Annotated in this window: 18 protein-coding genes and 1 pseudogene; 11 read left to right on the top strand and 8 right to left on the bottom strand. The window is 63.5% G+C overall.

The annotated features are described in order from the left end of the window. Positions 1 to 64 precede the first annotated feature (64 nt). From FME97_RS09250 to FME97_RS09240, 3 genes are read left to right on the top strand one after another with little or no spacing between them, the layout of a single operon-like run. Positions 65 to 931 (top strand): hypothetical protein, encoded by an 867-nt coding sequence (locus tag FME97_RS09250; RefSeq protein WP_141429229.1) that lies wholly within the window; start codon positions 65 to 67, stop codon positions 929 to 931. A 13-nt stretch (positions 932 to 944) separates the two neighbouring features. Further along, on the top strand, positions 945 to 1,826 hold the full coding sequence (locus FME97_RS09245) for a hypothetical protein (RefSeq protein WP_141429227.1): 882 nt from the start codon (positions 945 to 947) through the stop codon (positions 1,824 to 1,826). A 3-nt stretch (positions 1,827 to 1,829) separates the two neighbouring features. Next, positions 1,830 to 3,515 (top strand): PCMD domain-containing protein, encoded by a 1,686-nt coding sequence (locus FME97_RS09240; RefSeq protein WP_141429225.1) that lies wholly within the window; start codon positions 1,830 to 1,832, stop codon positions 3,513 to 3,515. Positions 3,516 to 3,872: 357 nt separating this feature from the next. Here FME97_RS09240 and FME97_RS09235 read toward each other — a convergent pair whose 3' ends face one another. The 3 genes from FME97_RS09235 to FME97_RS09225 are packed head-to-tail and all read right to left on the bottom strand — an operon-like array spanning position 3,873 to position 7,490. Continuing rightward, positions 3,873 to 4,577 carry a transglycosylase SLT domain-containing protein gene (locus tag FME97_RS09235; RefSeq protein WP_141429224.1) on the bottom strand — a complete coding sequence of 235 codons (705 nt, stop codon included), beginning with the start codon at positions 4,575 to 4,577 and terminating at the stop codon, positions 3,873 to 3,875. Between the two features lie 44 nt (positions 4,578 to 4,621). Further along, a complete protein-coding gene (locus tag FME97_RS09230) occupies positions 4,622 to 6,736 on the bottom strand; it encodes a putative porin (RefSeq protein WP_317129391.1) in 2,115 nt (704 codons plus the stop codon). 37 nt (positions 6,737 to 6,773) lie between these two features. Further along, a complete protein-coding gene (locus FME97_RS09225) occupies positions 6,774 to 7,490 on the bottom strand; it encodes a CDP-alcohol phosphatidyltransferase family protein (RefSeq protein ID WP_141429219.1) in 717 nt (238 codons plus the stop codon). A gap of 227 nt (positions 7,491 to 7,717) precedes the next feature. Between FME97_RS09225 and FME97_RS09220 the strand changes: the two genes are divergently transcribed. After that, positions 7,718 to 8,791, top strand: a complete 1,074-nt coding sequence (locus FME97_RS09220; protein ID WP_179954804.1) for a mannose-1-phosphate guanylyltransferase — start codon at positions 7,718 to 7,720, stop codon at positions 8,789 to 8,791. 47 nt (positions 8,792 to 8,838) lie between these two features. Continuing rightward, positions 8,839 to 10,122, top strand: a complete 1,284-nt coding sequence (locus FME97_RS09215) for a UDP-N-acetylmuramoyl-tripeptide--D-alanyl-D-alanine ligase (protein WP_141429217.1) — start codon at positions 8,839 to 8,841, stop codon at positions 10,120 to 10,122. Between the two features lie 105 nt (positions 10,123 to 10,227). Here FME97_RS09215 and FME97_RS09210 read toward each other — a convergent pair. Continuing rightward, a pseudogene (locus FME97_RS09210) lies at positions 10,228 to 11,151 on the bottom strand (porin); the annotation flags it as partial. Continuing rightward, the gene (locus FME97_RS09205; protein WP_162502073.1) at positions 11,152 to 11,352 is read right to left on the bottom strand and encodes a hypothetical protein; all 201 of its coding nucleotides are present in this window, start codon (positions 11,350 to 11,352) and stop codon (positions 11,152 to 11,154) included. Positions 11,353 to 11,612: 260 nt separating this feature from the next. Here FME97_RS09205 and FME97_RS09200 point away from each other — a divergent pair, with 260 nt between their 5' ends. From FME97_RS09200 to gdhA, 6 genes are all read left to right on the top strand, one after another. Beyond that, positions 11,613 to 11,939: a nucleoside triphosphate pyrophosphohydrolase family protein gene (locus FME97_RS09200; protein ID WP_141429211.1), complete on the top strand. Its 327-nt coding sequence runs from the start codon at positions 11,613 to 11,615 to the stop codon at positions 11,937 to 11,939. A 59-nt stretch (positions 11,940 to 11,998) separates the two neighbouring features. Continuing rightward, positions 11,999 to 14,005, top strand: coding sequence for an OPT family oligopeptide transporter (locus tag FME97_RS09195; protein ID WP_141429209.1), 2,007 nt, complete (start codon positions 11,999 to 12,001; stop codon positions 14,003 to 14,005). An 18-nt stretch (positions 14,006 to 14,023) separates the two neighbouring features. Beyond that, positions 14,024 to 15,241, top strand: coding sequence for a peptidase T (gene pepT / locus FME97_RS09190; protein WP_141429207.1), 1,218 nt, complete (start codon positions 14,024 to 14,026; stop codon positions 15,239 to 15,241). A 16-nt stretch (positions 15,242 to 15,257) separates the two neighbouring features. Beyond that, positions 15,258 to 17,186, top strand: a complete 1,929-nt coding sequence (locus FME97_RS09185) for an NAD(+) synthase (RefSeq protein WP_141429205.1) — start codon at positions 15,258 to 15,260, stop codon at positions 17,184 to 17,186. A gap of 20 nt (positions 17,187 to 17,206) precedes the next feature. After that, a complete protein-coding gene (locus FME97_RS09180; RefSeq protein WP_141429203.1) occupies positions 17,207 to 17,809 on the top strand; it encodes a lipocalin-like domain-containing protein in 603 nt (200 codons plus the stop codon). 239 nt (positions 17,810 to 18,048) lie between these two features. Beyond that, positions 18,049 to 19,404 carry an NADP-specific glutamate dehydrogenase gene (gdhA, locus tag FME97_RS09175; RefSeq protein WP_141429201.1) on the top strand — a complete coding sequence of 452 codons (1,356 nt, stop codon included), beginning with the start codon at positions 18,049 to 18,051 and terminating at the stop codon, positions 19,402 to 19,404. A gap of 162 nt (positions 19,405 to 19,566) precedes the next feature. Here the strand turns inward: gdhA and FME97_RS09170 are convergent, their stop codons facing one another. The 3 genes from FME97_RS09170 to asnS form a co-directional block, all read right to left on the bottom strand. Beyond that, on the bottom strand, positions 19,567 to 20,175 hold the full coding sequence (locus tag FME97_RS09170) for a hypothetical protein (protein ID WP_141429200.1): 609 nt from the start codon (positions 20,173 to 20,175) through the stop codon (positions 19,567 to 19,569). An 88-nt stretch (positions 20,176 to 20,263) separates the two neighbouring features. Then, positions 20,264 to 21,685 carry an RNA polymerase factor sigma-54 gene (gene rpoN / locus FME97_RS09165; RefSeq protein WP_141429198.1) on the bottom strand — a complete coding sequence of 474 codons (1,422 nt, stop codon included), beginning with the start codon at positions 21,683 to 21,685 and terminating at the stop codon, positions 20,264 to 20,266. Positions 21,686 to 21,798: 113 nt separating this feature from the next. Then, on the bottom strand, positions 21,799 to 23,187 hold the full coding sequence (gene asnS, locus FME97_RS09160) for an asparagine--tRNA ligase (protein WP_141429196.1): 1,389 nt from the start codon (positions 23,185 to 23,187) through the stop codon (positions 21,799 to 21,801). Positions 23,188 to 23,207: the final 20 nt, after the last annotated feature.

Raw genomic sequence — 23,207 nt, 5'->3', positions numbered from 1 at the left:
TGAATTTATTTCCGCGAACCGACACGCCTGCCTATTTTTGCAACATTCCTGATAAAAGACCTTTATGCGAACAAGCCTCCGGACTATCCTCGCCGCATGCTGCATCGCGGCGTCGGCAACCATCCTGCGGGCGCAGGAGTTGTCCGCCCCGGGCCTTCCGGCCGACACGGCACGCACATGTCCTCCCGCGGCGGCAACCGCCGCGACGGCCTCCGGCGCACCGATCGCCGAACACCCGAAGACCATCAACGAGAAACGCCGCGAACGCGGGCTCACGGATCCCCGCAACCTCTTCGTCCCGAAGGGTCAGTGGGTTTTCGGCGGCACGGCCTCCTACTCGACACACACCAACGAGGGCTACCAGTTCCTCATCGTCGAAGGCATCGACTCGAAGGGCTACACGGTGCGTGTCAGTCCGATGATCGCCTACGCCCTGACCGACAACATGGCCCTCGGCGGCCGCTTCATCTACTCGCGCACGCTGCTCGAACTGGACAAGGCCGAACTGCAACTGGGCGACGAAGGCTCCGACACGGACCTCAAGGCCAACAACTACTACTCGCTGCGGCACAACTACTCGGTGGCCGCGATCTGGCGCCAGTACATCCCGCTGGGCCGCAACAAGCGGTTCGCGCTCTTCAACGAGACGCAGCTCTCCGTGGGCGGCACGCAGGCGCGCTTCACGAACGATTCGCCGGTCAAGGGAACCTACGAGACGGGCTATACTCTCTCGCTGGGCATCTCGCCGGGCATCGTCGCCTTCGCCACGAACAACATGGCCGTCGAAGTGAACGTCGGCGTCATGGGTATCAGCTACACCCACACCAAGCAGGTGCACAACCAGGTCACGGTGGGCAAACGCAATACGAGCATGATGAACTTCAAGGTCAATATCTTCTCGATCGGCCTGGGCATGGCTTTCTACCTCTAATACCGCGACGCACATGAAACACTTCATACTCACCGCACTTTCGACAGGCATCGCGCTGACGGCCGCCGCAGCGTCCGCGGAGAGCCTCCCCGCCGATTCGGCGCGCACGCACGCCTTCCGCCGGGAGGCCGCGGCAGCCTCCGTATCCGGCAGCGGCGCGAAGAGCCGCGGCCGGGAGCATTTCCTCCCGACGCGCCGGCGCATCGACCGGGAGATCGACAAGCTCAAGTTCGCCTACAAGGGCGAGGTCATCATGGGTCTCACGGCCTCCTACGGCACGCTCTCGAGCGACGACACGGACATCATGCTCATCGTGGACGGCATCGGCGCCGACGGTTCGGTGGCCACCGTCAAACCGTTCGTCGGCTACTTCTACCGCGACAACAACTGCGTGGGCGTGCGCTTCGGCTACCGCCACATGGGCGGCACGCTCGACAGCGGCAACTACGACTTCGGCGAGAGCAACGACCTGACCGGCGCGCTGCCGTACCTCGACCTGGCCAGCGACAACTATTCGTTCGGTATCTTCCACCGTTCCTATGCGGGTCTCGACCCGAAGGGACGCTTCGGACTGTTCGCCGAATTCGAGCTCTCCATGTCCACCGGCTCCACGAACTTCGCCTACGAGTCGGGCGACCGGATCAAACGCACGTACAGCGACAACACGCAGTTCAAACTCGCGTTCAACCCCGGCGCGGCCGTCTATATCTTCCCCAACGTCTGCGCCACGCTCTCGTTCGGACTGGGCGGCATCCAGTACACCTCCGTCACGCAAAAGGACGCCGAGGGGCGCAAGATCGGCTCGCGCAAGGCATCGAACATGAAATTCAAACTCAACATCGCCGCCATCAACGTCGGCATGACGATCCACCTCTGGGACAAGAAAAAGAAATAGACCATGAATACCCGATACCTGAAAACGCTGCTCACGGCGGCGGCCGCCCTTCTGGGCTCGGCCTGCATCGAGAACGACGTGCCCTATCCCGTCGTCGAAATCAGCATCGCCGACATCGAAGGCGAGGGATTCACGGTCGGCGCGACCGATCCCGCGAACCGCACGATCACCCTCGCCCTCGACGAGCAGACCGATATACGGAAAGTACGCATCGACAAGGTGGACTACGACGTGACGATCCACAGCGTCCATGCCGACAAGGAGACGTTCATCCGCCAGATCGCCAGTTCGGTCGAGCTGGTCGGCACGCACGACATGCGCACGCCGCTCACCACGACTCTCTCGCTCTACCAGGATTACACATGGACCATCCGGGCCGAACAGCGCATCGCGCTCGATTTCCGGGTGAAGGGGCAGATCAAGGAGGCGGAAATCGACACGCAGGCCCGCACCGCGACGGCCTTCGTACCCGACGGCACCGACCTGGCCGCCGTGCGGATCGAAACGCTCAAGCTCGGGCCCGCGGAGGTCACGACCTACTCGCCCACGGTCGAGGAGCTTTCGGCCGCCGGATTCGCCGAGGAGCGGAAGGTGCGCGTCACCTGCCACGGAGAGACGGAAGAGTGGACGCTGCGCGTACAGGAGACCGACATCCGGATGGCCGTGCAGGAGATCGACCTCTGGAACAACACGGCGACCGTCACGGCCTTCCTCACAGAGGAGGAAGCGAAGAAAGCCGAGGTGCAGTACCGGTCCGAAGGCGCCGAAAGCTGGCAGACGGCCCGCAAGGAGGGTTATGCCGACGGCATTCTCCGCGCGATCGTCGAACCCGGATGGCAGGAGTCGCAGAACAAGAACGGACTGACCGTTTACACGATGGCTCCGGAACAGGGCATCTTCGCCGGCCACACCTACGAGCTGCGCCTGCTGGTCGGCGACGAGGAATACGGCATGATAACGCAGACGACAGCGGCCGGCCACACGATTCCCGACGGCGACCTGGAGGACGGCACGCTGAGCTGTTTCACGAAAGACAACGAGACCGAGGAGCAGGTGCGCTTCTGGGGCAGCGGCAACAATCTCTTCAAGCCCAAACTGTGCACGCAGGGCGAGTTCGGCGGTTCGAAATGCGCATACCTGCAAGCTTCGAAGACGCTGGGCATCCTCGCCTCGGGCAACTTCTTCTCGGGTCTGTTCCACTACGAGGGCATGAACGGCACCGTCAAGTTCGGACAGCCCTACGCCTGGGAGTCGCGGCCGCGTGCGATGAAGGTCCGCTATTACGCCCCGACGATCGGAACGGTGGACGTCGCCAAGTATCAAAACCCGGGAAATCTCGAAAAGGGAGATCAGGACATGTCGCGTATCATGGTAGCCATCGTCGATTGGAGCGACCGGCACGAAGTGACCTCCGGAGTGGGCCAACCCTCCGGCATGTGGGACCCCGAAGAGACGATGCGGACCGAAGAGGGAGCCATCATCGCCTACGGTTCGAAATTCATCGACGCGGCCTCCACCGGCGACGCGTGGATCGACCTCGAACTGCCGCTGTCGTTCTACGACACGGCGGCGAAACCGGGCGGCAAGATCTCGATCGTGATCTCCTGCTCGACGAGCGCCTACGGAGACTTCATGGTCGGCTGCTCGCAGAATCAGTTCTATCTCGACGACTTCGGATGGATCTACTGACGGGTGCGGGCGGAATTCCCGAGGTTCCGCCCCGCCCGTGAGGACGCCGCAGTGCGGATGCCTGTGCATCCGTGCCGCGGCGTCCTCATTTCCGACGGGTCCCCGGCGCCGATACGGCCGTCGCCGCACGCCTCCCCCGACAACCGCACGGGCCCGCGATTCTTCGGGACCGATGCGCCCCGGCAACTCCCGGCAACTGCCGCCCACTCTCCCGGCGAGGCCCGACGAAAGGCGCCGTCCGGTACGCCTGCACCCCGCAAAAAAACGAATTCACCCCCGCCGCAATACATGCGGCAGGGGTGAATTTCCGTTTCGCGGAGACCTTTCGGACGGTCTCCCTCCGTATTTTCCGCCGAATCACCTCCGGGCGATGCGGCAGTATGTATCATAGCGTCCGATGACGTCCTCCACATAGGCGAGCGTCTGCCGGCCTCCGGTGAAGCGGCCGTAACGGACCGCCTCGCTCTCGTAGTATTCGGGCCGGGCCTTCAGCGTGAGATAGCGCGCCACCACTTCCCACGAATTCGGGTCTTCGCCGTGGAGCCGGGCCAGCCGCCGGGCATCGGTCACATGGCCGATGCCGCCGTTGTAGCAGGCCAGAAGAATACCCATCCGATCCTTCTCGGAAATACCTTCCGGAAGGCGGAGCGTCGCCTCGATCTTCGAGAGCAGCTTGTTCGCCAGCCACACGTTGGTGGCGGGATCGGCCACCTCCTCGATCGGAATGTCGAACTGACGCGCCACCGAAGGCATGATCTGCATGAGGCCCTTCGCCCCGCGGCGCGACGTGACGTCGGGCGTGAACCGCGACTCGTGGTAGGCGATGGCCGACAGCAGCCGCCAGTCGTTGCCTTCCGGCTCGCTGATGTCGCGGATCAGGTTGTCGTAGGCCGAAATCACGCAGGTCCTCTCCTCGAGCAGGGCGTCCGTCGGAGAGAGCCCCGTCGCGGTTTCGCTCCGCAGCTCCTCATCCGTCACGGGGGAGCCGAAGCGGGCGTTGAAACCGTAAAATGTCGTCAAAACAGTCAGGAACGCAAATGTTAAAACAGTCTTTTTTAACATAAAAGGTTGTTTTGCGGGCAGTTCATACCGCGCAGAACAGTACGCTAATCATAGAATCCCCACGAAATACCGATCTTGAACATGCCCGGATTGAGCGGGTATCCGGCCGCCGAGAAATACTCGCCGTTGCCGAACAGCCCCTTGTTCACATGCTGGTATTTCAGAAAGATGCGCATTCGCTTCCACTTTCCCATGACGAAAGCGTCGAGATAGGGATAGTTCCCCACCTCCATCTCCCGCTGGTTGTAGTACACCGACAGAGCCGGATTGTAGGAGGGCGCATAATACCGCGTATTGAAGCGTCCGTCCAGTCCGATCTGCAGGCGCAGCACGTCGCGCACGACCCAGAACTCGTAGTAATACGAGAGGAAGGCGCTCAAAAGCGGAACGGGGATGACTTCCTGATCCGTACTCCACTGCAACAATACCCTGTTGTCCAGATGAAGTCCGCCTAAACGGAAATCCTTGCGGGCATACACACTCGTGAGGCTGACGCTTCCGTCGTGCTGGGCCACGTTCCCGTCCGGACCGTAATAGATCTTGTCGGACAGGACGCCCTGCCACGCCCCCGCCTCGAAAGCGTAGTCGGGGACCGAAAACTTCACCTCGAACCGAGTCTCATTCTCCTTGTTCAAAGGAGCGGACCATCTGTAATGGTTCGAGAACAGATTCTCCTGCCAGTAATTGGGCGAACGGCGGTCCATCGAGAACCGCCCCTCGAGAATCAGGGGGTGTCCGCGGAGATAGCCCGTCAGCGCGAGGTGCGCGCCGATCTCGATATCCCCGCCTCTGTACCCGGACGGGTAGAACTTCAGGTTCGCGTCCCATCCGACGTATTTCTTGATTTTGCCGCTGACGGCGCCGTAAGCGAAATAGCTCGTCTTATCGACCTTCGTATAGCCGCCCGTCAGGTAGTCTTTCAGCTCGAACTGCGAGTAGGTGTGCATGTCGATCCCCAGCCCCGCGTCGATCGTACCCACCACGCCGTTGCGGTCCCACGGCTGGGCCTGCACGAAAAACCGGTTCGAAATGACCCGCTCGTAGAGCGAATCGCGCGTCTGCTGCGGGTTGATGAACCAGTCGTCGTAGTAGTTGTGCTCGGCCGAAACGAATTCGCCGTTCTCGTCGCGGTGGTCCCGTTCGTCGGTGTAGGGCATGTTCAGGTCGGTATAGACCTTGCTCCACGAGCTGTACTCGAACGAATGGCCCACATAGACGGTCGAAAGGTTGGCCACCGAGAAGTCGCTCTCCGTGACGCGCTGCAACGGAATGGCGAAGGACTGCGTGACGAAGAAGGCGTTGTTGCGGTAAACATTCTTCGCCTCGGCGTCGGCCAGTTTCATCGGAATACCCGACGGCATCTCGAAAACGGTGTCCCGCAGGGCCCATACGCCGACCACGCCGCCGTTCTCCTGCTGTTCGATCTTGTTGTTGTAATAGGCCGCATGGACCGAGTAGCGCTTGCCCGTGTGGCTGAACGCCACGGCCAGATTGTGGTTCTTGGTCCGCGACCAGACATACTGTCCGCGGGTGCCGCGCGCCTTGTAATCGACATTGAACCCCGTCGTCGGCGAGATGTTCTGGGCGTGCATGATTTCGAAGTTCTCCTCCCGGAAACGCTTCTGTCCCGACTCCTCGTAGCTCATGCGGATCATGGGCTTCTTCGTGTTGTAGAAGTCCACGTTCTCCATATTGTAGGTATAGGCGTAATAGGGGCTCGCGAAGCTGAAGTCGAAATCCTGCGGGCGGCGGAAGTAGTTCAGCGGCAGCGAAGTCTGTCCCAGCGCACCCTGCGCGATGTCGCCCACGTCCTCGCGGAAGAACGGATAGTCGATCCTGTAATCGGTCAGCGTGGTGTCCAGCGGCATGACCGTCACGCGGTTGTACTCGCGGTTCACGTGCCACCGGAAGTTGTTGAGCGCACGGACCGAGTCGTCGAAGAAGTAGGATTCGAGCGGCTTGCGGATTTTGCGCTCCTTCTTGGTCGTATCCTGCTGCTGTCCCTCGCCGTTCTCGTCCTCGGGCTGCTCGAAGGGGTTGTTGCCGTAGAGGTTGTTCGTCTCGCCGTTGCGCTGCGCGCGCATGAGGGTGCTGGCATCGAAATTCTGGGAACGCACCGCCCCGGGCACTGCCAGCAGCAGCCCGGACAACAGTGTCAACCCTATGCGATGCGACAAACGACCCATGTACCCGCTCTCATTGGTTTGTACGGCACGCGAGGCCGCGCACGAAGGAGACGACGACGTAGAGCGCGATAACGAGCGGCACGGCATAGCCGCGCAACAGCACGATCATCGCCGCACCGGCCGCCAGAAACGAATAGCGCAGCTCGTTGCCCCGCCAGCCGAAGCCGTGGAACTTGAGCGCGAACATCCTGATCCCGGAGACCATCAGCCACGCCGCGGCCGCGGCCACGGCCAGGACCGCCTCGCGCGGAAGCACGAGTCCGTTCCGCTCGGCCAGCAGCCCCAGCGACCCGCAGAGCAGCGCTGCGGCCGGCGAGGGCAGGCCGCAGAACTCCGTGCGCTGCGTGTCGTCGATGTTGAATTTCGCCAGACGCAGCGCCGCGAAGGCCGCGACGACGAAAACCGCATAGGCCGCCGCCTCCGCCGCCGGGCCTTCGCCCAGCCACAACGACGGCATCCGGCCGTAGAGCACGTAGAGGATCGAGGCGGGCAGCAACCCGAACGAAATGTCGTCCGACAGCGAATCGAGCTGCAGACCGATCGGCGAGCTCTGTCCCAGCAGGCGCGCCACGAATCCGTCGAAGAAGTCGAACACGGCGGCCAGAATCATCAGGCAGAAGGCCGTCGTCAGGCGGCCGCCGCTCAGCGCCATGACCACGCCGACCGAACCGCACACGAGATTCGCCAGCGTCAGCAGATTGGGTATCGTGAACAATCGAACTTTCATAGTCTCTCAAAATAGCGTCCGCGGTGCGCCCCCGGCCGCAGCCGGCAATCCCGCCGCCGGCCTGGATTCCGGGAAGCGCTCCCGGCGCGATACGGCGGGGGTCTCCGCCGCGGAAGCCTCTCTCCGCGGGCCGCCGCGGGAGCGCTCCGGCCCAAAAATTAACTTACGACAGGCGGCAAAGTTACGAAAATATTTTTATCTTTGTCGAACTTAACGCATATATAACTATGACGAGCAATAAATATTGTGTCATCATGGCGGGCGGCATCGGGTCCCGCTTCTGGCCCAAAAGCCGCCAGTCGAGGCCCAAACAGTTCCTCGACATTCTCGGAACCGGGAAATCCTTCATCCGCCACACCTACGAACGCTTCGCGAAGATGGTTCCCGCCGAGAACTTCCTCGTGGTGACCAACGACCGATACAAACGGCTGGTGCTGGAGCACATTCCCGAAATCGGCGAGGAGCAGGTTCTCTGCGAACCCGTGGGGCGCAACACGGCGCCCTGCATCGCCTATGCGGCCTACACGCTCCTCAAGCGCAACCCCGACGCCGAGATGATCGTCACTCCGGCCGACCACCTGATCCTCAACGAGGAGGACTTCCGCGGGATCATCGCCGAGTGCCTCGCCTTCGCCTCGGAGCACGACGCGCTGATGACCGTCGGCATCAAACCCACGCGCCCCGACACGGGATACGGCTACATCCAGGTCTCGGACGGCAGCCCCATCAGCAAGGTCAAGTGCTTCACGGAGAAGCCCGACCTGGAACTGGCGCAGGTCTTCCTGCAGTCGGGCGAGTTTTTCTGGAACTCGGGCATCTTCGTCTGGAAGGTCCGCTCGATCGTCGAGGCGTTCGAGAAGTACCTCCCCGAGCACCACGCCCTCTTCAGCGGGGTGATGCGCGCCCTGGGGACCGACGCCGAGCGCAACGTGGTGGAGATCGCCTTCTCGGAGTGCCGCGCCATCTCGATCGACTACGGTATCATGGAAAAGGCCGACAACGTTTACGTCCGCTGCGGCGAATTCGGCTGGAGCGACGTCGGCACGTGGGGCTCGGTCTACCAGCACTCGCGCAAGGACCGCTACGCCAACGCCGTGCCGGCCGAGGGGTGCTACCTCTACGACACGCGTTCGTCGATCGTCTCGCTTCCCGCGGAGAAGATCGCCGTCATCAGCGGCCTGAAGGAGTATATCGTCGTGGACACGGAAGACGTGCTGCTGATCTGTCCCCGCGCCGAGGAGCAGAACATCAAGAAGTTCATCGACGAAGTGAAGTTCCACAACGGCGACAAACACATCTGACCGCGGCGGGCCGTGCGGCACCGCACGGCCCGCCATTCCAAAACCCCATGTCCGAACTCTACGAACTTTTCCTCGAACACCCCGTCGTCTCGACCGACACGCGCCGGATCGTGCCGGGGTCGGTCTTCTTCGCCCTGCGCGGCGCCACGTTCGACGGCAACCGCTTCGTCGCCGAAGCCCTCGCCCGCGGAGCGGCCTTCGCCGTGGCGGACGATCCCGCGGCGGCCGGCGGCGATCCCCGCATACGTTTCGTACCCGACACGCTGCAAGCCCTCCAGGCCCTCGCGCGCGAACACCGCCGCGCACTGGGCATCCCGATCCTCGCCATATCGGGCAGCAACGGAAAAACCACCACCAAGGAACTCGTGAGCCGCGTCCTCGCGAGCCGTTTCGAGGTCTATGCCACCCGCGGCAACCTCAACAACCACATCGGCGTCCCGCTGACGCTGCTGGCGATGGATGCCCGCACGCAGTTCGGCATCGTGGAGATGGGCGCGAGCGCCTGCGGCGAAATCGCCCTGCTGGCCTCCGTCGCCGAACCCGACTACGGCCTGCTGACCAACGTGGGACGCGCCCACCTCGAAGGGTTCGGAGGCCCCGAGGGGGTCCGCCGCGGCAAGGGCGAGCTGTTCGACTACCTCGCCGCGCACGGCGGCACGGCCTTCGTCCCCGAGGAGGACGCGACGCTCTCGGCGATGGCCGCCGAACGCCCCGCGATGGCCGTCGAACGCTATTCGCGCTCGCTGGCCGACGGCTTGGAAAACCGGCTCGAAGGTAGCTACAACCGATACAACATCGCCGCGGCCGTCGCCGTGGGACACCGCTTCGGCATCCCCGACGGGGAGATACGCCGTGCCATCGCCTCCTACACGCCCGACAACAACCGCTCGCAGCGCACCGAGACGGAGCGCAACACGCTCGTGGTCGATTGCTACAACGCCAATCCGTCGAGCATGCGCGCGTCGGTCGAGAACTTCCTCGCCGAACCGCTCGGCCGCCGCACGGCCCGGGTGCTCATCCTGGGCGACATGCTCGAACTGGGTGAGTGGTCGGCCGAAGAGCACGCCGCCGTCGTCCGGCTCGCATTGCAGGGAGCCGGCGCCTCCGGCGCCGCACCGCTTCCGGCCGGAACCGCCACGCAACTGCTGCTGGTCGGTCCGGAGTTCGCCCGCGCCGTGGCGGCCCTTCCCCGCAAACCCGCCGCGACGGAGCTGTTCGCCTCGCGCGAGGAGCTGCTCGAACGGCTCCACACGCGCCCCGTGGAGAACGCGCTCGTCCTGCTCAAGGGATCGCGCGGCATCGGACTGGAGAAGGCGCTCGAGGCATTGTGATCCGCCGGAACACGGCACGGACGGCGCGGGAAACGGATTTCCGCGCCGTTCGTCGTATCGCCGCCACCGGAGTCTCCGGAAGAGAGCACGGCTCCGTCTTCGGAATCAGAAGCGGCACATCAGCTCCACCACCAGTTTGTCCTGCTCCGAAAGGGCCGGACGCGCCGATTCGCGGTAGAAATAGGCCTCGTAGTTGAGCCGGATGTCGGCCGTGAAGGGCAGCCCGAGGCTGAACGTCAGGCCGCCCGTGAGACGGTGGCGGCGGGCGTCGTCCGTCTCCAGCACGCCCCCTTCACCGAACAGGCCGTCGCTGTGGTCGGACATGTAGTCGTAACGCGCCAGCACCGAGACCTTGCGGAACCATCGCCGGAGGGGAAAATCCCGGCATACGAAGGCATCCACGGCATTCACGCCGGGAAAAAGCCCGTCGGCATACTCCTTGCGCAGGTATTCGCCCTCGACATGCCAGCGGCCGTGCTCGTAGTAGGCCCCGGCGTCGTACATCATGATATCGACCTCGCCGGGACGTATCTTCTGCATGCTGGCCGACAGGTTGAAACGCCCGCCCAGCCGTGCCTGCGCCTTGAGCGAATAGTTGAACCGTCCGGTCCAGAAATCCTTCTGCGCGGTCAGCCCCGAACCGTTGAAAACGCCCGCCTCGAGCACCACCGGCACACGCCGCCCGAACCGCCAGCCGAGCGTCGCCCCGACGTCGCGCACGTTCCCCGCCTGCTTGGCGATGAACGAGCGGTTGGCGAAATACTGCTCGTGGGGCGAACGGTGGGCGTCGATGGTGAACGGCACGCGCATCTGTCCAATCGTGAAGGAGAGCCTGCGGCGCAGCATCCCCAGCCGGACATAGGCGTCGAGCATCTTGATCGAACCTTCGTCCGAGAGGTCGATCTCCGCCTTGTAGGCCACCGCCGGCAGCAGATCGCCCGAAAGGCTGAAGCGGGCGTTCCGCACCTCGAAGCGCCCCTTGCCGATTTCGGGCTGGTATTCGAACTTGCCGCGCACGGTCCCGTGGACCTACACGGAAAAGGCGCGCCCGGCGCTCCGGACCGCCAGCGTATCGGAGGACCCTGCCGCAGAGCCGCCGGTCTCTTCCGGGACGGCCGTCCCGGAGGTCCGCTGCCCGAACGGCATCAGACCGCCCGCCCGGACAGCGGAGGGCGCGGCGCAGAGGACCGACGAAAGGAGAAGGATGACGGGATGTTTCAGCATTCGCATATCCGTTTTAGCGGGGCAGCGGACAGAGGCCCGCCCGGGTCGTCCGGCTGCCGTGTTCAACCGGCCGCAAAAGAAGCGAACGGATATTACAATCCGGCGGCATCCGTATTACATTCCGGTAAAAGGAGACCGCACAGCACCGCCGCACAGCGGATTTTTTCCGGAAAGCAGGCGAAGGAGGTCCGCTTCCGGGCGGATTTTCCGTATTTTTTGTTATTTTTGCCTTTCGGTAACACGAACCCCGAAAAAACACTCGCACCATGACACTCAACGAATACCAGCGGCACGCCCTCGAAACGGCCGTCTATCCTGAACAGAGCCGCATCATCTACCCCACGCTCGGACTTACGGGCGAAGCCGGCGAAGTGGCCGACAAGGTGAAAAAGGTGATCCGCGACGCCGGCGGGGAGTTCACGCCCGAGAAGCGGCAGGAGATCATGAAGGAGATCGGCGACGTACTGTGGTACTGCGCCACGCTTTCGCACGACCTGGGCTTCGACCTCGAAGAGGTCGCGCAGACGAACGTGGACAAACTCCGCTCGCGGATGCAGCGCCACCGGATCGCCGGCAGCGGCGACAACCGCTGACCGCCGCACATCCTGCTGAAAAACCCCGACAAACACACCAACTCATAGAGATTCGATACATGGAAGAGCAGAAACCTCAGACTTCGCTGCCCGAGAACGCCTACCGGGAGCTCAAACCGGGCGAGGAGTACCGTCCCCTGATGCCCGCCGCCTCGTCGCCGACGGAGGTAACCCCCTATTCGGTCCTCATGGGCGTCGCAATGGCCGTCGTCTTCTCGGCCGCCGCCGCGTTCCTCGGCCTCAAGGTCGGCCAGGTGTTCGAAGCCGCCATCCCGATCGCCATCATCGCCGTAGGCATGGGCACGGTGCTGGGCAAGAAGAACATGCTGGGACAGAACGTCATCATCCAGTCGATCGGCGCCTCGTCGGGCGTGATCGTCGCCGGAGCGATCTTCACCCTTCCGGCGCTCTACATCCTCGGCCTCGACGCCGCCTTCTGGCAGGTGTTCCTCTCGTCGCTCTTCGGCGGCCTGCTGGGCATCGTGCTGCTCATCCCCTTCCGCAAATACTTCGTCAAGGAGATGCACGGCAAGTATCCCTTCCCCGAAGCGACGGCCACCACCGAGGTGCTGGTCTCGGGCGAGAAGGGCGGCGACCAGGCCCGCCTGCTGGCCGTGGCGGGCCTCGTGGGCGGTCTGTACGACTTCGTCGTCGGGACCTTCGGGCTCTGGACCGAGTCCGTCTCGACACGCATCTGCACGTGGGGACAGGTCGCCGCCGACAAGTTCAAGGTGGTCTTCGGCCTCAACACCTCGGCCGCCGTGCTGGGTCTGGGCTACATTATCGGACTCAAATACGCCATGATCATCACCGCCGGTTCGTGCCTCGTGTGGTTCGTCCTCGTGCCCGTCGCGGGGTCGCTGGCCGAAGCGATCGACCCCGCGGCGATGGCTTCGCTGCTGGGCGTGACGAACCCCGAACTGCTCGCGCATCCCGAGAGCCTCTTCACGGCCGAGAACCTCTTCGCCTTCATCGGCAAGCCCATCGGTATCGGCGGCATCGCCATGGCCGGGATCATCGGCATCGTCCGCCAGTCGAAAATCATCCGTCAGGCCGTGGGGCTGGCCGTCTCGGAGTTCGGCGGCGGCAAGACGACGGGAGGTGGCGATACGCAGCGCACGCAGCGCGACCTCACGATGAAGCGCGTGCTGACGATTCTCGTCGCCACGCTGCTCGCGGTCTTCGTCTTCTTCCATTTCGGCCTGCTGGACGGCTGGGTGCAGTCCGTCACGGCGCTGCTGATCGTCTTCGTCATCTCGTTCCTCTTCACCACCGTCGCGGCCAACGCCATCGCCATCGTCGGCACGAACCCCGTGTCGGGCATGACGCTCATGACGCTCATTCTCTCGTCGCTCGTGCTGGTGAGCGTCGGGCTGAGCGGCACGACGGGCATGACCGCCGCGCTGGTCATCGGCGGCGTGGTCTGCACGGCTCTCTCGATGGCCGGCGGCTTCGTCACGGACCTCAAGATCGGCTACTGGCTCGGCACGACGCCCCGGAAGCAGGAGACCTGGAAATTCCTCGGCACGCTGGTTTCGGCCGCCACGGTCGCCGGCGTGATGATCGTGCTCAACAAATCCTACGGTTTCGTGGGTGAAGGGGCGCTCGTCGCCCCGCAGGCCAACGCCATGGCCGCCGTGCTGCAACCGCTCATGACCGGAGGGCAGACCCCGTGGATGCTCTATTTCTGCGGCGCCGCGCTGGCGCTGACGCTCACCGCGATCGGGGTTCCGGCCCTGGCCTTCGCGCTGGGCATGTTCATCCCGATGGAACTGAACGCCCCGCTGGTCGTCGGCGGCCTGGTGGCATGGTTCGTCTCGAACCGCTCGAAGGACGGCGCGCTGAACAAGGCGCGCTTCGACCGCGGCACGCTCATCGCCTCGGGATTCATCGCCGGCGGCGCGCTGATGGGCGTGGTGAGCGCCGTGCTGAAATTCTGCGAGGTGGACTGGTATCTCGCACGCTGGGCCGCCTCGAACGCGGCCGAATGGACCGGGCTCGCCATGTACATCGCCCTGATCGGCTACTTCGCATGGCACACCCTGCGGGCCAAGAAAGAGGAGTAACATCTAAAAAGACACGATATGGAACTCAAGGAACGATTTCTGAAATACGTCTCCTACGACACGCAGTCGTCGGAGGAGAGCGCGACCTTTCCCTCGACCGAAAAGCAGAAGGTGCTGCTCGGCGTCCTGCGCGACGAGATGGAGGCACTCGGCATGACCGAAGTGACGATGGACCGATACGGCTATGTGATGGGCACGATCCCCGCGACGCCCGGATGCGGGAACGCTCCGGTCATCGGCTTCATCGCCCATGTGGACACCTCGCCCGACATGAGCGGCAAGGACGTCCGGCCACGCGTCATCGAGGAGTACGACGGCGGCGACATCGTCCTCAACGGACAGCTCACGATGCGCGTCGCGGAGTTCCCCGAGCTGGCGTTCTTCAAGGGCCACACGCTGATCCACACCGACGGCACGACGCTGCTCGGGGCCGACGACAAGGCGGGCGTGGCGGAGATCATGAGCGCCGCGGAATACCTCATGACGCATCCCGAGGTCGAACACGGCAAGATCCGCATCGGATTCACGCCCGACGAAGAGGTGGGGCGCGGCGTCGATCACTTCGACGTCGCGGCGTTCGGTGCCGACTTCGCCTACACCGTGGACGGCGGCATGGAGGGCGAGCTGGAGTACGAGAACTTCAACGCCGCGAGCGCCCGGATCGACATCCAGGGCCGCAACGTCCACCCGGGCTACGCCAAGGGGAAGATGATCAACGCCCTCGACGTGGCCTGCGAGTTGCAGACCCTGCTTCCGGCCGAACAGCGGCCCCAGTACACCGAAGGATACGAGGGATTCTACCACTGCGTCGGCGTGAACGGCACGGTCGAACGGGCCGCGGTGAGCTACATCGTCCGCGACCACGACGCCGACAGGTTCGAACAGAAGAAGGTGTTCCTCTGGAGCTGCGTGGACCTGCTGAAGAAGAAATACGGCGACGGCGTGCTGACGCTCACGCTCAAGGACCAGTATTTCAACATGCGCAAGATGGTCGAGCCGCACCCCCAGGTGATCGAAAAGGCCCTCGAAGCGATGAAACAGGCCGGCGTGAAGCCGCTCGTGAGGCCCATCCGCGGCGGCACGGACGGCGCGCGCCTCTCGTTCATGGGGCTGCCGTGTCCGAACCTGTTCACCGGAGGCATGAATTTCCACGGCAAATTCGAATACTGCTCGCTCGACACGATGCGCAAGGCCCGGCAGGTCATCCTGAATCTGGCGCAGCTTTGGGCGCGCTAAACACGGAACAAATCCTATGGATGCTTTCGGATTCCTGAAGGTCGCGGCGGCCGTCCCGCATCTCGGCGTCGGCGACTGCGACTACAATACGGAGCGCATGGCCGCTTTGGCCGAAGAGGCCGCGCAGCGAGGCGTCGAGATCGCGGTGTTCCCCGAACTCGGCGTCACGGGCTACACGTGCGGCGACCTGCTGCTGCAATCTACGCTGCTCGACGCCGCGGACGAAGCGTTCGGACGGCTCGTCCGCGCGACGCGCAAACTTCCGCTCACGCTCATCGCCGGTCTCCCGCTGCGCCACGGCACGACGCTCTACAACTGCGCCGCGGTCTTCACGCAGGGACGCGTGCTGGGCGTCGTTCCCAAGAGCGTCATTCCCGGCTACTCCGAGTTCTACGAACCCCGCTGGTTCGCCTCGGGAGCCGGTATCTCCGGCGAACGGATCGACGTGGCGGGCCAGTCGGCGGACTTCGGCACGGATCTCACCTTCGAGGTGAACGGCGCGGAGTTCGGCATCGAGATCTGCGAGGACCTCTGGGCCGCCGTTCCGCCCTCGTCGCTCCTCGCGGCGGGCGGCGCGAAGGTGATCTTCAACCTCTCGGCTTCGCCCGAGGTCGTCGGCAAGCACGACTACCTGCGGCAGCTCGTCTCCCAGCAGTCGGCACGGACGCTCTCGGCCTACGTCTATTGCTCGGCGGGCTTCGGCGAATCCTCGACCGACCTGGTCTTCACCGGAAACGCCCTGATCGCCGAGAACGGACGGATCCTGCGCGAGGCGGAGCGCTTCTCGGCCGACGAACAGCTCGTCGTGGCCGATGTGGACCTCCAGCGGCTGGAATTCGAACGCCGCCGCAACACCTCGTTCCGGCAGGCCGAAGCGGCCCCGGAGCTCACCGTGATCGAAATGGAGGTTCCCGAAGGGCTGCGTGCCGCGGCGCTCGACCGCGACATCGACCCGATGCCGTTCGTACCCCGAGACGAGCGCCGCCGCAGCGAACGCTGCGAGGAGGTGTTTCGCATTCAGTCGCACGGACTGGCCCGGCGGCTCCGCCACACGCGCTGCCAGAAAGCCGTCATCGGCATTTCGGGCGGACTGGATTCGACCCTCGCCCTGCTCGTCGCTGTCCGTGCGTTCGACTTCCTGGGGCTCGACCGGCAGGGCATCCTCGGAATCACCATGCCGGGCTTCGGCACGACGGACCGCACCTACCGCAACGCCCTGCAACTGATGCGCGGACTGGGCGTCACGGTGCGCGAAATACCGATCCGCGACGCCTGTCTGCAACACTTCCGCGACATCGGCCTGCCGCCCGAGGACCGTTCGGCGGCCTACGAAAATGCCCAGGCCCGCGAACGGACGCAAATTCTGATGGACGTGGCCAACATGGAGGGCGGTCTGGTGGTCGGCACGGGCGATCTGTCGGAACTCGCGCTGGGCTGGGCCACCTACAACGGCGACCAGATGTCCATGTACGGCGTGAACGCCTCGGTTCCCAAGACCCTCGTGCGCCATCTGGTCCGATGGGTCGCCGACACCGCGGAGGACGGCGCGACGCGCGCCACGCTGCTCGACATACTCGATACGCCCGTCAGCCCCGAACTGCTGCCTGCCGAAGCCGACGGCTCGATCGCCCAGCGCACCGAAGACCTCGTGGGTCCCTACGAACTGCACGACTTCTTCCTCTACTACTTCCTGCGCGCGGGATACGGCCCGGCGAAACTGTGCTATCTGGCCGAGCGGGCCTTCGCCGGAAGCCACGATGCGGCCGCGGTCCGCAAATGGCTCGGGGTCTTCATCCGCCGCTTCTTCTCGCAGCAGTTCAAGCGCTCGGCCATGCCCGACGGCCCGAAAGTCGGCACGGTGACCCTCTCGCCGCGCGGCGACTGGCGGATGCCCTCCGACGCCGCGGCCGAAGCATGGCTGAAAGAACTCGACACCCTATCCTGAAACCCAAAAACGAACGAACGATGAAAAAACGGATCGTATTCCCGCTGTTCCTGCTGCTGCTCGCCGGCGGCACGGCCGCGGCGCAGAACTGGCAGGAGGCCCTCAAACAGGCCGCCACCGCCGTCGGCGACAAGGCCACGGACGGCAAACTGACGCAATACGCCCTGCCCGGCACATGGACCTATTCGGCCCCGGGCGTGCGGTTCGAGGGCGAGGAGGCCGCCGCGGACCTCGGGGCCGCGCTGCTCGTCCCCGCCATTTCGGAACAGCTCGCCAAACTCTACCTGGCCGCGGGTATCCAGCCGGGCAGCAGCACCGTCACATTCGACAGGGAAGGCGGATTCACCGCCGCATTCGGCAAGCAGAAACTCACGGGCTCCTACGAATACGACGCCGGGAGCCACACCGTCTCGGTGCGCCCCTCCGACGAGAAACTCGAGAAGATCGGCGCCGTTTCGGGACGCGCCTACGTCTCCGGCTCGGAACTGCAACTGCTCTTCCCCGTCACCAAACTGCTCGAACTGGCGAAGGACGTCAGCAGTCAGGCCGCCTCGCTGGAGGCCGCTTCGGCACTGCTGGCCAACTATAAGAACCTCTACATCGGATTTTCGTTCAAGAAATAGCCCGACGGCCGAAAGGCCGGAAAAATTTTCAAAAAAATTCCAGATGACGGATTCGCGGCGAATCCGTCATTTTTCGTTACGGTTGCACGGCTCCGTCCCCGCACAACTCCCGGACCGTAAGCAACAGGGCCGGAACAGATATGTAAAATATTTACGAAATTTTTAAAGAAGTTGCACAATAGCGCCGAATGTCGTATTTTTAGGGTCGGAAATCACACGAATCACACAATATCACGCCTATGAACGAACAAGCCAGACAGTATGTCGAAGATTTCATGGCCCGGCTCATCGCCCGCAACCCGGGCGAGGCGGAGTTCCACCAGGCCGTCCGCGAGGTGGTCGAATCGCTGGCCCCGCACATCGTGGCGAGCCCCGTATTGCAGAAGATGAAGATTCTCGAACGCATCGCCGAACCCGAACGCGTCGTCATCTTCCGCGTACCGTGGCTCAACGACAAAGGGGAGATCGAGATCAACCGCGGCTACCGCGTGCAGATGAACAGCGCCATCGGCCCCTACAAGGGCGGCATCCGCTTCCACCCCTCGGTGAACCTCTCGATCCTCAAGTTCCTGGCCTTCGAGCAGACCTTCAAGAACAGCCTCACGACCCTCCCGATGGGCGGCGGCAAGGGCGGATCGGACTTCGATCCGAAGGGCAAGTCGGACAACGAGGTGATGAAGTTCTGCCAGTCGTTCATGACCGAGTTGCAGCGCCACATCGGACAGGACACCGACGTCCCGGCGGGCGACATCGGCGTGGGCGGCCGGGAGATCGGCTTCCTCTTCGGCCAGTACAAGCGGCTGCGCGACGAGTTCACCGGCACGCTCACGGGCAAGGGCCGCGACTGGGGCGGCAGCCCTCTGCGCCCCGAGGCCACGGGCTACGGCGTCTGCTACTTCGCCCAGGAGATGCTCGCCGCACGCGGCGATTCGTTCGAAGGCAAGACCGTGGCCGTTTCGGGTTCGGGCAACGTCGCCCAATACGCCTGCCAGAAGGCCACGGCGCTGGGAGCCAAAGTCGTGACGCTCTCCGATTCGTCGGGCTACATATTCGACCCCGACGGCATCACGCCCGAGAAGCTCGACTACGTGATGGAACTGAAGAACATCTTCCGCGGCCGCATCCGGGAGTACGCCGACCGCTATCCGTCGGCCGTCTATCACCCCGGCGAGCGTCCGTGGGGCGAGAAGTGCGACATCGCCATGCCGTGCGCCACGCAGAACGAGCTGGACGGCGAGGATGCCCGCAAACTCGTCGGCAACGGCTGCCGGTGCGTGGCCGAAGGGGCCAACATGCCCTCGACGCCCGAGGCGATCCGCCTCTTCCAGCAGCACCGCCTGCTCTACGCCCCGGGCAAGGCGGCCAACGCCGGCGGCGTGGCCACCTCGGGACTCGAAATGTGCCAGAACTCGATGCGCCTCGCATGGACGCCCGAGGAGGTGGATGCCCGGCTGCACGCGATCATGCGCAATATCCACGCGGTCTGCGTGCAGTACGGCACGGAGCCGGACGGGTATATCAACTACGTCGTGGGGGCCAATATCGGCGGCTTCATGAAGGTGGCGAACGCCATGCTCGCCCAGGGTTGCGTCTGACGCACGCCGCCACCGGATCCCCGAGAAAGCGCTCTCCGAAACGGAATTCACTCCTGCCGCAATCGAATTGCGACAGGGGTGAACCGTTTTTCCAGAAGTCCGCCGACCCGGCTTCCGCTTCCCGGCGGAAACGACGGGCACGGCCGAAACGCACCTCCCGGGTCAGAGAAAGAGCATCGCCAGCGTCGCCACGACGAACCCGCCGCCGAAACCGGCCAGCACCTGCCGCCCGTTGTGACAGCCGAGGTAGAGCCGCGCCGAGGCCAGCGCCCCCGCTCCGAGCAGGGCGATCGTCAGCGGCAGGAGCATGTGCCCCACGCCTGCGACGTTCATCACCACCAGCAGCGCCACGGCAGCCCCCATGCCTGTCAGGTGCAGGCTGATCTTCCACCGCAGGGAGACCGCGAAGCACATCGCCTCGCAGCAGGCCGCCGCGACCATGAACTTCCGCAGGAAGACCACCGAAGGAATCTTGGAGATCGTGACGGCGCACAACACGTAGCAGACCGTCCCGACCAGCAGCGGCAGCAGCCGCTCGCGCCGGTCATCGACCCGGAAATCGGAGATGCGCCCCAGCGACCGCAGCACCCCGAGCGCCAGGACGGGAATGATGACCGCATAGAGCACGACCACCCACAGCAGGTAGAATTTCACGTTGGCGGGGTAAAGCGCGAAGGTCGTGGCCGTCAGCAGCAGCACGATCATATAGACCGGCAGCACGAACGGATGCAGGACCCACGATATGCCGTTCGAAAGTTTCGTGTAATTCATTCCGGATTCGGTTTATGTCTTCCGGCGCGCCGCGGTGCGCCGTCGTCCGTGAAAATTCTCCGCAGGCGGTCTTCCCGCCCGTTCATACTCATATCTGTTTGCGCAGCCGCGCGACCGGAATGCCGAGCATCTCGCGGTATTTGGCCACCGTGCGGCGGGCGATGCGGTAGCCCTTCGCGTTGAGAATGTCCATCAGCGTCTCGTCCGTGAGCGGCTTGCGCTTGTCCTCCTCGTCGATGCACTCCTGCAGGATGTTCTTGATCTCGTAGCTCGACACCTCCTCGCCCGAATCGGTCTGCATCGCCTCCGAGAAGAGCGACTTAAGCAGGATGATCCCGAACTGCGTCTGCACGTACTTGCTGTTCACCACGCGCGAAATGGTCGAGACGTCGAGCCCCGTGCGGTCGGCGATGTCCTTGAGGATCATCGGCCGCAGCTTGGACTTGTCCCCGTCCTTGAAATACTCCTGCTGGTAGTCCAGAATGGTCTGCATCGTGCGCATCAGCGTATCGTGCCGCTGCTTGATGGCCGAAATGAACCACTTCGCCGAGTCGATCTTGCTCTTGACGAACTGCACCGCCTCCCGGTCCTTCTCGCGGACCAGCCCGCCCGAGCCGACCATCTCCCGGATCATGTCCATATAGCGGCGGTTGATGCGCACCTCGGGCACGTTGTAGGAGTTGAGCGACAACTGGAAATGCCCGTCCTGGTAGTCGAGCAGGAAGTCCGGCACGATATAGGGCGTCGTGTCGGTTCCGCCCTCGACATAAAGGTTGCCGGGCTTGGGCGAGAGGCGCTTGATCTCGGCGATCGCGTCCCGGAAGTCGTCCTCCGAAATCTGCAACCGCGACATGAGCTTCTCGTAATGCTTCTTGACGAACTCGTCGAAATAGTTCGTCAGAATCTTCCGCGCCAGCCGCTTGGGGCGGGTGTCCATCGGCTGCTGAGCCATCTGCAGGAGCAGACACTCCCTCAGATCGCGCGCGCCGATGCCCGCGGGCTCCAGTTCGTGAATGATCCCGAGCAGCCGCTCCAGCTCTCCGGCCGAGGTCTCGATGCCCACCGTGAAGGCGATGTCGTCGGCCACCGATTCCAGGTCGCGGCGCAGATAACCGTCCTCGTCGATGCTCCCGACGAGGTAGGTCGCCAGCTTCATGTCGCGCTCCGAGAGATTGCGATAGCCCAACTGCTCGAGCAGGTACTCCGGCAGCGAACGTCCTTCGGTGAGATAGACCGGCCGCTGCTTGTCGTCCTTCGAATAGTTGTTGATGCGGCTCTTGTACGAAGGCGTGTCGTCCTCGCGCAGGTATTCGTCCACGGAGATCTGCTGGGGCTGCTCCTCCTCGTCGGAGGCATGCTCCTCTTCCTCCAGCACGATGTTCTCCTCGATCTCCTGCTTAATGCGCTGTTCGAGCTGCACGGCGGGCAGTTCCAGCAGCTTGATCATCTGGATCTGCTGCGGAGAGAGTTTCTGCTGAAGGGAAAGTACCTGTTTCTGATTGATAGCCATAATGGGTCCAAATTTAGAATTTCACAATCGCCGTTCGCCGGGCCGAACCGTCGGAAGCCCCGCCGTGCGGTCGTTCATTCCAATCTGGTCTCTTCATCGTTCGGGTGTCCGTCTTAAAAATCGGCATGCTGCGGCGTGCGCGGGAAAGGCTGCACGTCACGGATGTTGGTCATGCCCGTCACGAAGAGCAGCAGCCGGTCGAAGCCCAGCCCGAAGCCCGAGTGGGGAGCCGATCCCCAGCGGCGGGTGTCGAGATACCACCAGAGTTCCTTCTCGCTCATGCCTAATTCGGCGACCCGTGCATGAAGCTTGCCGTAATCGGCCTCGCGCTCCGAACCGCCGATGATTTCGCCGATTCCGGGGAACAATACGTCCATAGCGCGTACCGTGCGGCCGTCGTCGTTCTGTTTCATGTAGAAGGCCTTGATATCCTTCGGGTAGTTGATCAGGATGACCGGACGCTTGAAGTGCTCCTCCACGAGGTAACGCTCGTGCTCCGACTGCAGGTCGCAGCCCCAGTCGCAGGGAAATTCGAACTTGCGGCCCGAAGCCTTCAGTATTTCGATGCCTTCGGTGTAGTCGAGGCGCTTGAAGTCGTTCTCCAGCACGAAGCCCAGCCGCTCCAGCAGCCCCGGATTCCACATCTTGTTCATGAACTCGAGGTCCTCGCGGCAGTGCTCCAGCGCATAGCGGATCAGGTACTTGAGGAAGTCCTCGGCCAGCTCCATGTTGTCCTCCAGGTCGTAGAACGCCGCCTCGGGCTCGATCATCCAGAACTCCGACGCATGGCGCGGCGTATTGGAGTTCTCGGCGCGGAACGTGGGACCGAAGGTGTAGATGCGTCCCAGCGACAGCGCGCCCAGCTCGCCCTCGAGCTGTCCCGACACCGTGAGATTGCACGACTTGCCGAAGAAGTCCTTCGTGTAGTCCACCTCTCCCTCGGCATTGCGGGGGACATCGTTCAAATCGAGCGTCGTCACCTGGAACATGGCCCCGGCGCCTTCGCAGTCCGAAGCGGTGATGATCGGGGTGTGGAAATAGTAGAAGCCGTTCCGGTTGAAATACTCGTGGATGGCGTAGGCCATGGCGTGACGGATGCGGAGCACGGCGCCGAAGGTGTTGGTGCGCGGACGCAGGTAGGCGATGTCGCGCAGGAACTCCAGCGAGTGGCCCTTCTTCTGCAGGGGGTAGCTGTCGGGATCGGCCGTGCCGTAGATCTCGATGTCCGAAGCCTGCACCTCGACGCCCTGCCCCGAGCCGGGCGAGGCCACAAGCCGGCCGTCCACACGGATGCAGGCCCCCGTGGTCACGGGTTTGAGCCGCTCTTCGGCGATCTTCTGCAAATCGACCACCACCTGTATGTTCGCAACGCACGACCCGTCGTTCAGGGCAATGAAGGCCACGTTCTTGTTTCCGCGCTTGGTACGCACCCAGCCTTTGACCACCACGTCGGAGTCCACGGCTCCGGACTTCAGAATTTCTACGATTCTCTGCGTTTTCATATTATCTGTTTTAATCCTGT

Origin of the sequence: Alistipes dispar (assembly GCF_006542685.1) — a bacterium.
Classification (GTDB): Bacteria; Bacteroidota; Bacteroidia; order Bacteroidales; family Rikenellaceae; genus Alistipes; species Alistipes dispar.
The sequence above is the reverse complement of the archived record's forward strand: the minus strand, read 5'-3'. Positions and strand labels throughout refer to the sequence as shown.

Excerpts from the sequence above, each read along its gene's own strand:
- FME97_RS09195 (WP_141429209.1), top strand. The coding sequence starts at position 11,999 with ATGGAAGAGCAGAAACCTCAGACTTCGCTGCCCGAGAACGCCTACCGG.
- FME97_RS09225 (WP_141429219.1), bottom strand. The coding sequence starts at position 7,490 with ATGAAAGTTCGATTGTTCACGATACCCAATCTGCTGACGCTGGCGAAT.
- FME97_RS09235 (WP_141429224.1), bottom strand. The coding sequence starts at position 4,577 with ATGTTAAAAAAGACTGTTTTAACATTTGCGTTCCTGACTGTTTTGACG.
- rpoN (WP_141429198.1), bottom strand. The coding sequence starts at position 21,685 with ATGGCTATCAATCAGAAACAGGTACTTTCCCTTCAGCAGAAACTCTCT.
- FME97_RS09205 (WP_162502073.1), bottom strand. The coding sequence starts at position 11,352 with ATGCGAATGCTGAAACATCCCGTCATCCTTCTCCTTTCGTCGGTCCTC.
- asnS (WP_141429196.1), bottom strand. The coding sequence starts at position 23,187 with ATGAAAACGCAGAGAATCGTAGAAATTCTGAAGTCCGGAGCCGTGGAC.
- FME97_RS09250 (WP_141429229.1), top strand. The coding sequence starts at position 65 with ATGCGAACAAGCCTCCGGACTATCCTCGCCGCATGCTGCATCGCGGCG.
- FME97_RS09185 (WP_141429205.1), top strand. The coding sequence starts at position 15,258 with ATGGATGCTTTCGGATTCCTGAAGGTCGCGGCGGCCGTCCCGCATCTC.
- gdhA (WP_141429201.1), top strand. The coding sequence starts at position 18,049 with ATGAACGAACAAGCCAGACAGTATGTCGAAGATTTCATGGCCCGGCTC.
- FME97_RS09180 (WP_141429203.1), top strand. The coding sequence starts at position 17,207 with ATGAAAAAACGGATCGTATTCCCGCTGTTCCTGCTGCTGCTCGCCGGC.
- FME97_RS09240 (WP_141429225.1), top strand. The coding sequence starts at position 1,830 with ATGAATACCCGATACCTGAAAACGCTGCTCACGGCGGCGGCCGCCCTT.
- FME97_RS09215 (WP_141429217.1), top strand. The coding sequence starts at position 8,839 with ATGTCCGAACTCTACGAACTTTTCCTCGAACACCCCGTCGTCTCGACC.
- FME97_RS09245 (WP_141429227.1), top strand. The coding sequence starts at position 945 with ATGAAACACTTCATACTCACCGCACTTTCGACAGGCATCGCGCTGACG.
- FME97_RS09220 (WP_179954804.1), top strand. The coding sequence starts at position 7,718 with ATGACGAGCAATAAATATTGTGTCATCATGGCGGGCGGCATCGGGTCC.
- FME97_RS09170 (WP_141429200.1), bottom strand. The coding sequence starts at position 20,175 with ATGAATTACACGAAACTTTCGAACGGCATATCGTGGGTCCTGCATCCG.
- pepT (WP_141429207.1), top strand. The coding sequence starts at position 14,024 with ATGGAACTCAAGGAACGATTTCTGAAATACGTCTCCTACGACACGCAG.
- FME97_RS09200 (WP_141429211.1), top strand. The coding sequence starts at position 11,613 with ATGACACTCAACGAATACCAGCGGCACGCCCTCGAAACGGCCGTCTAT.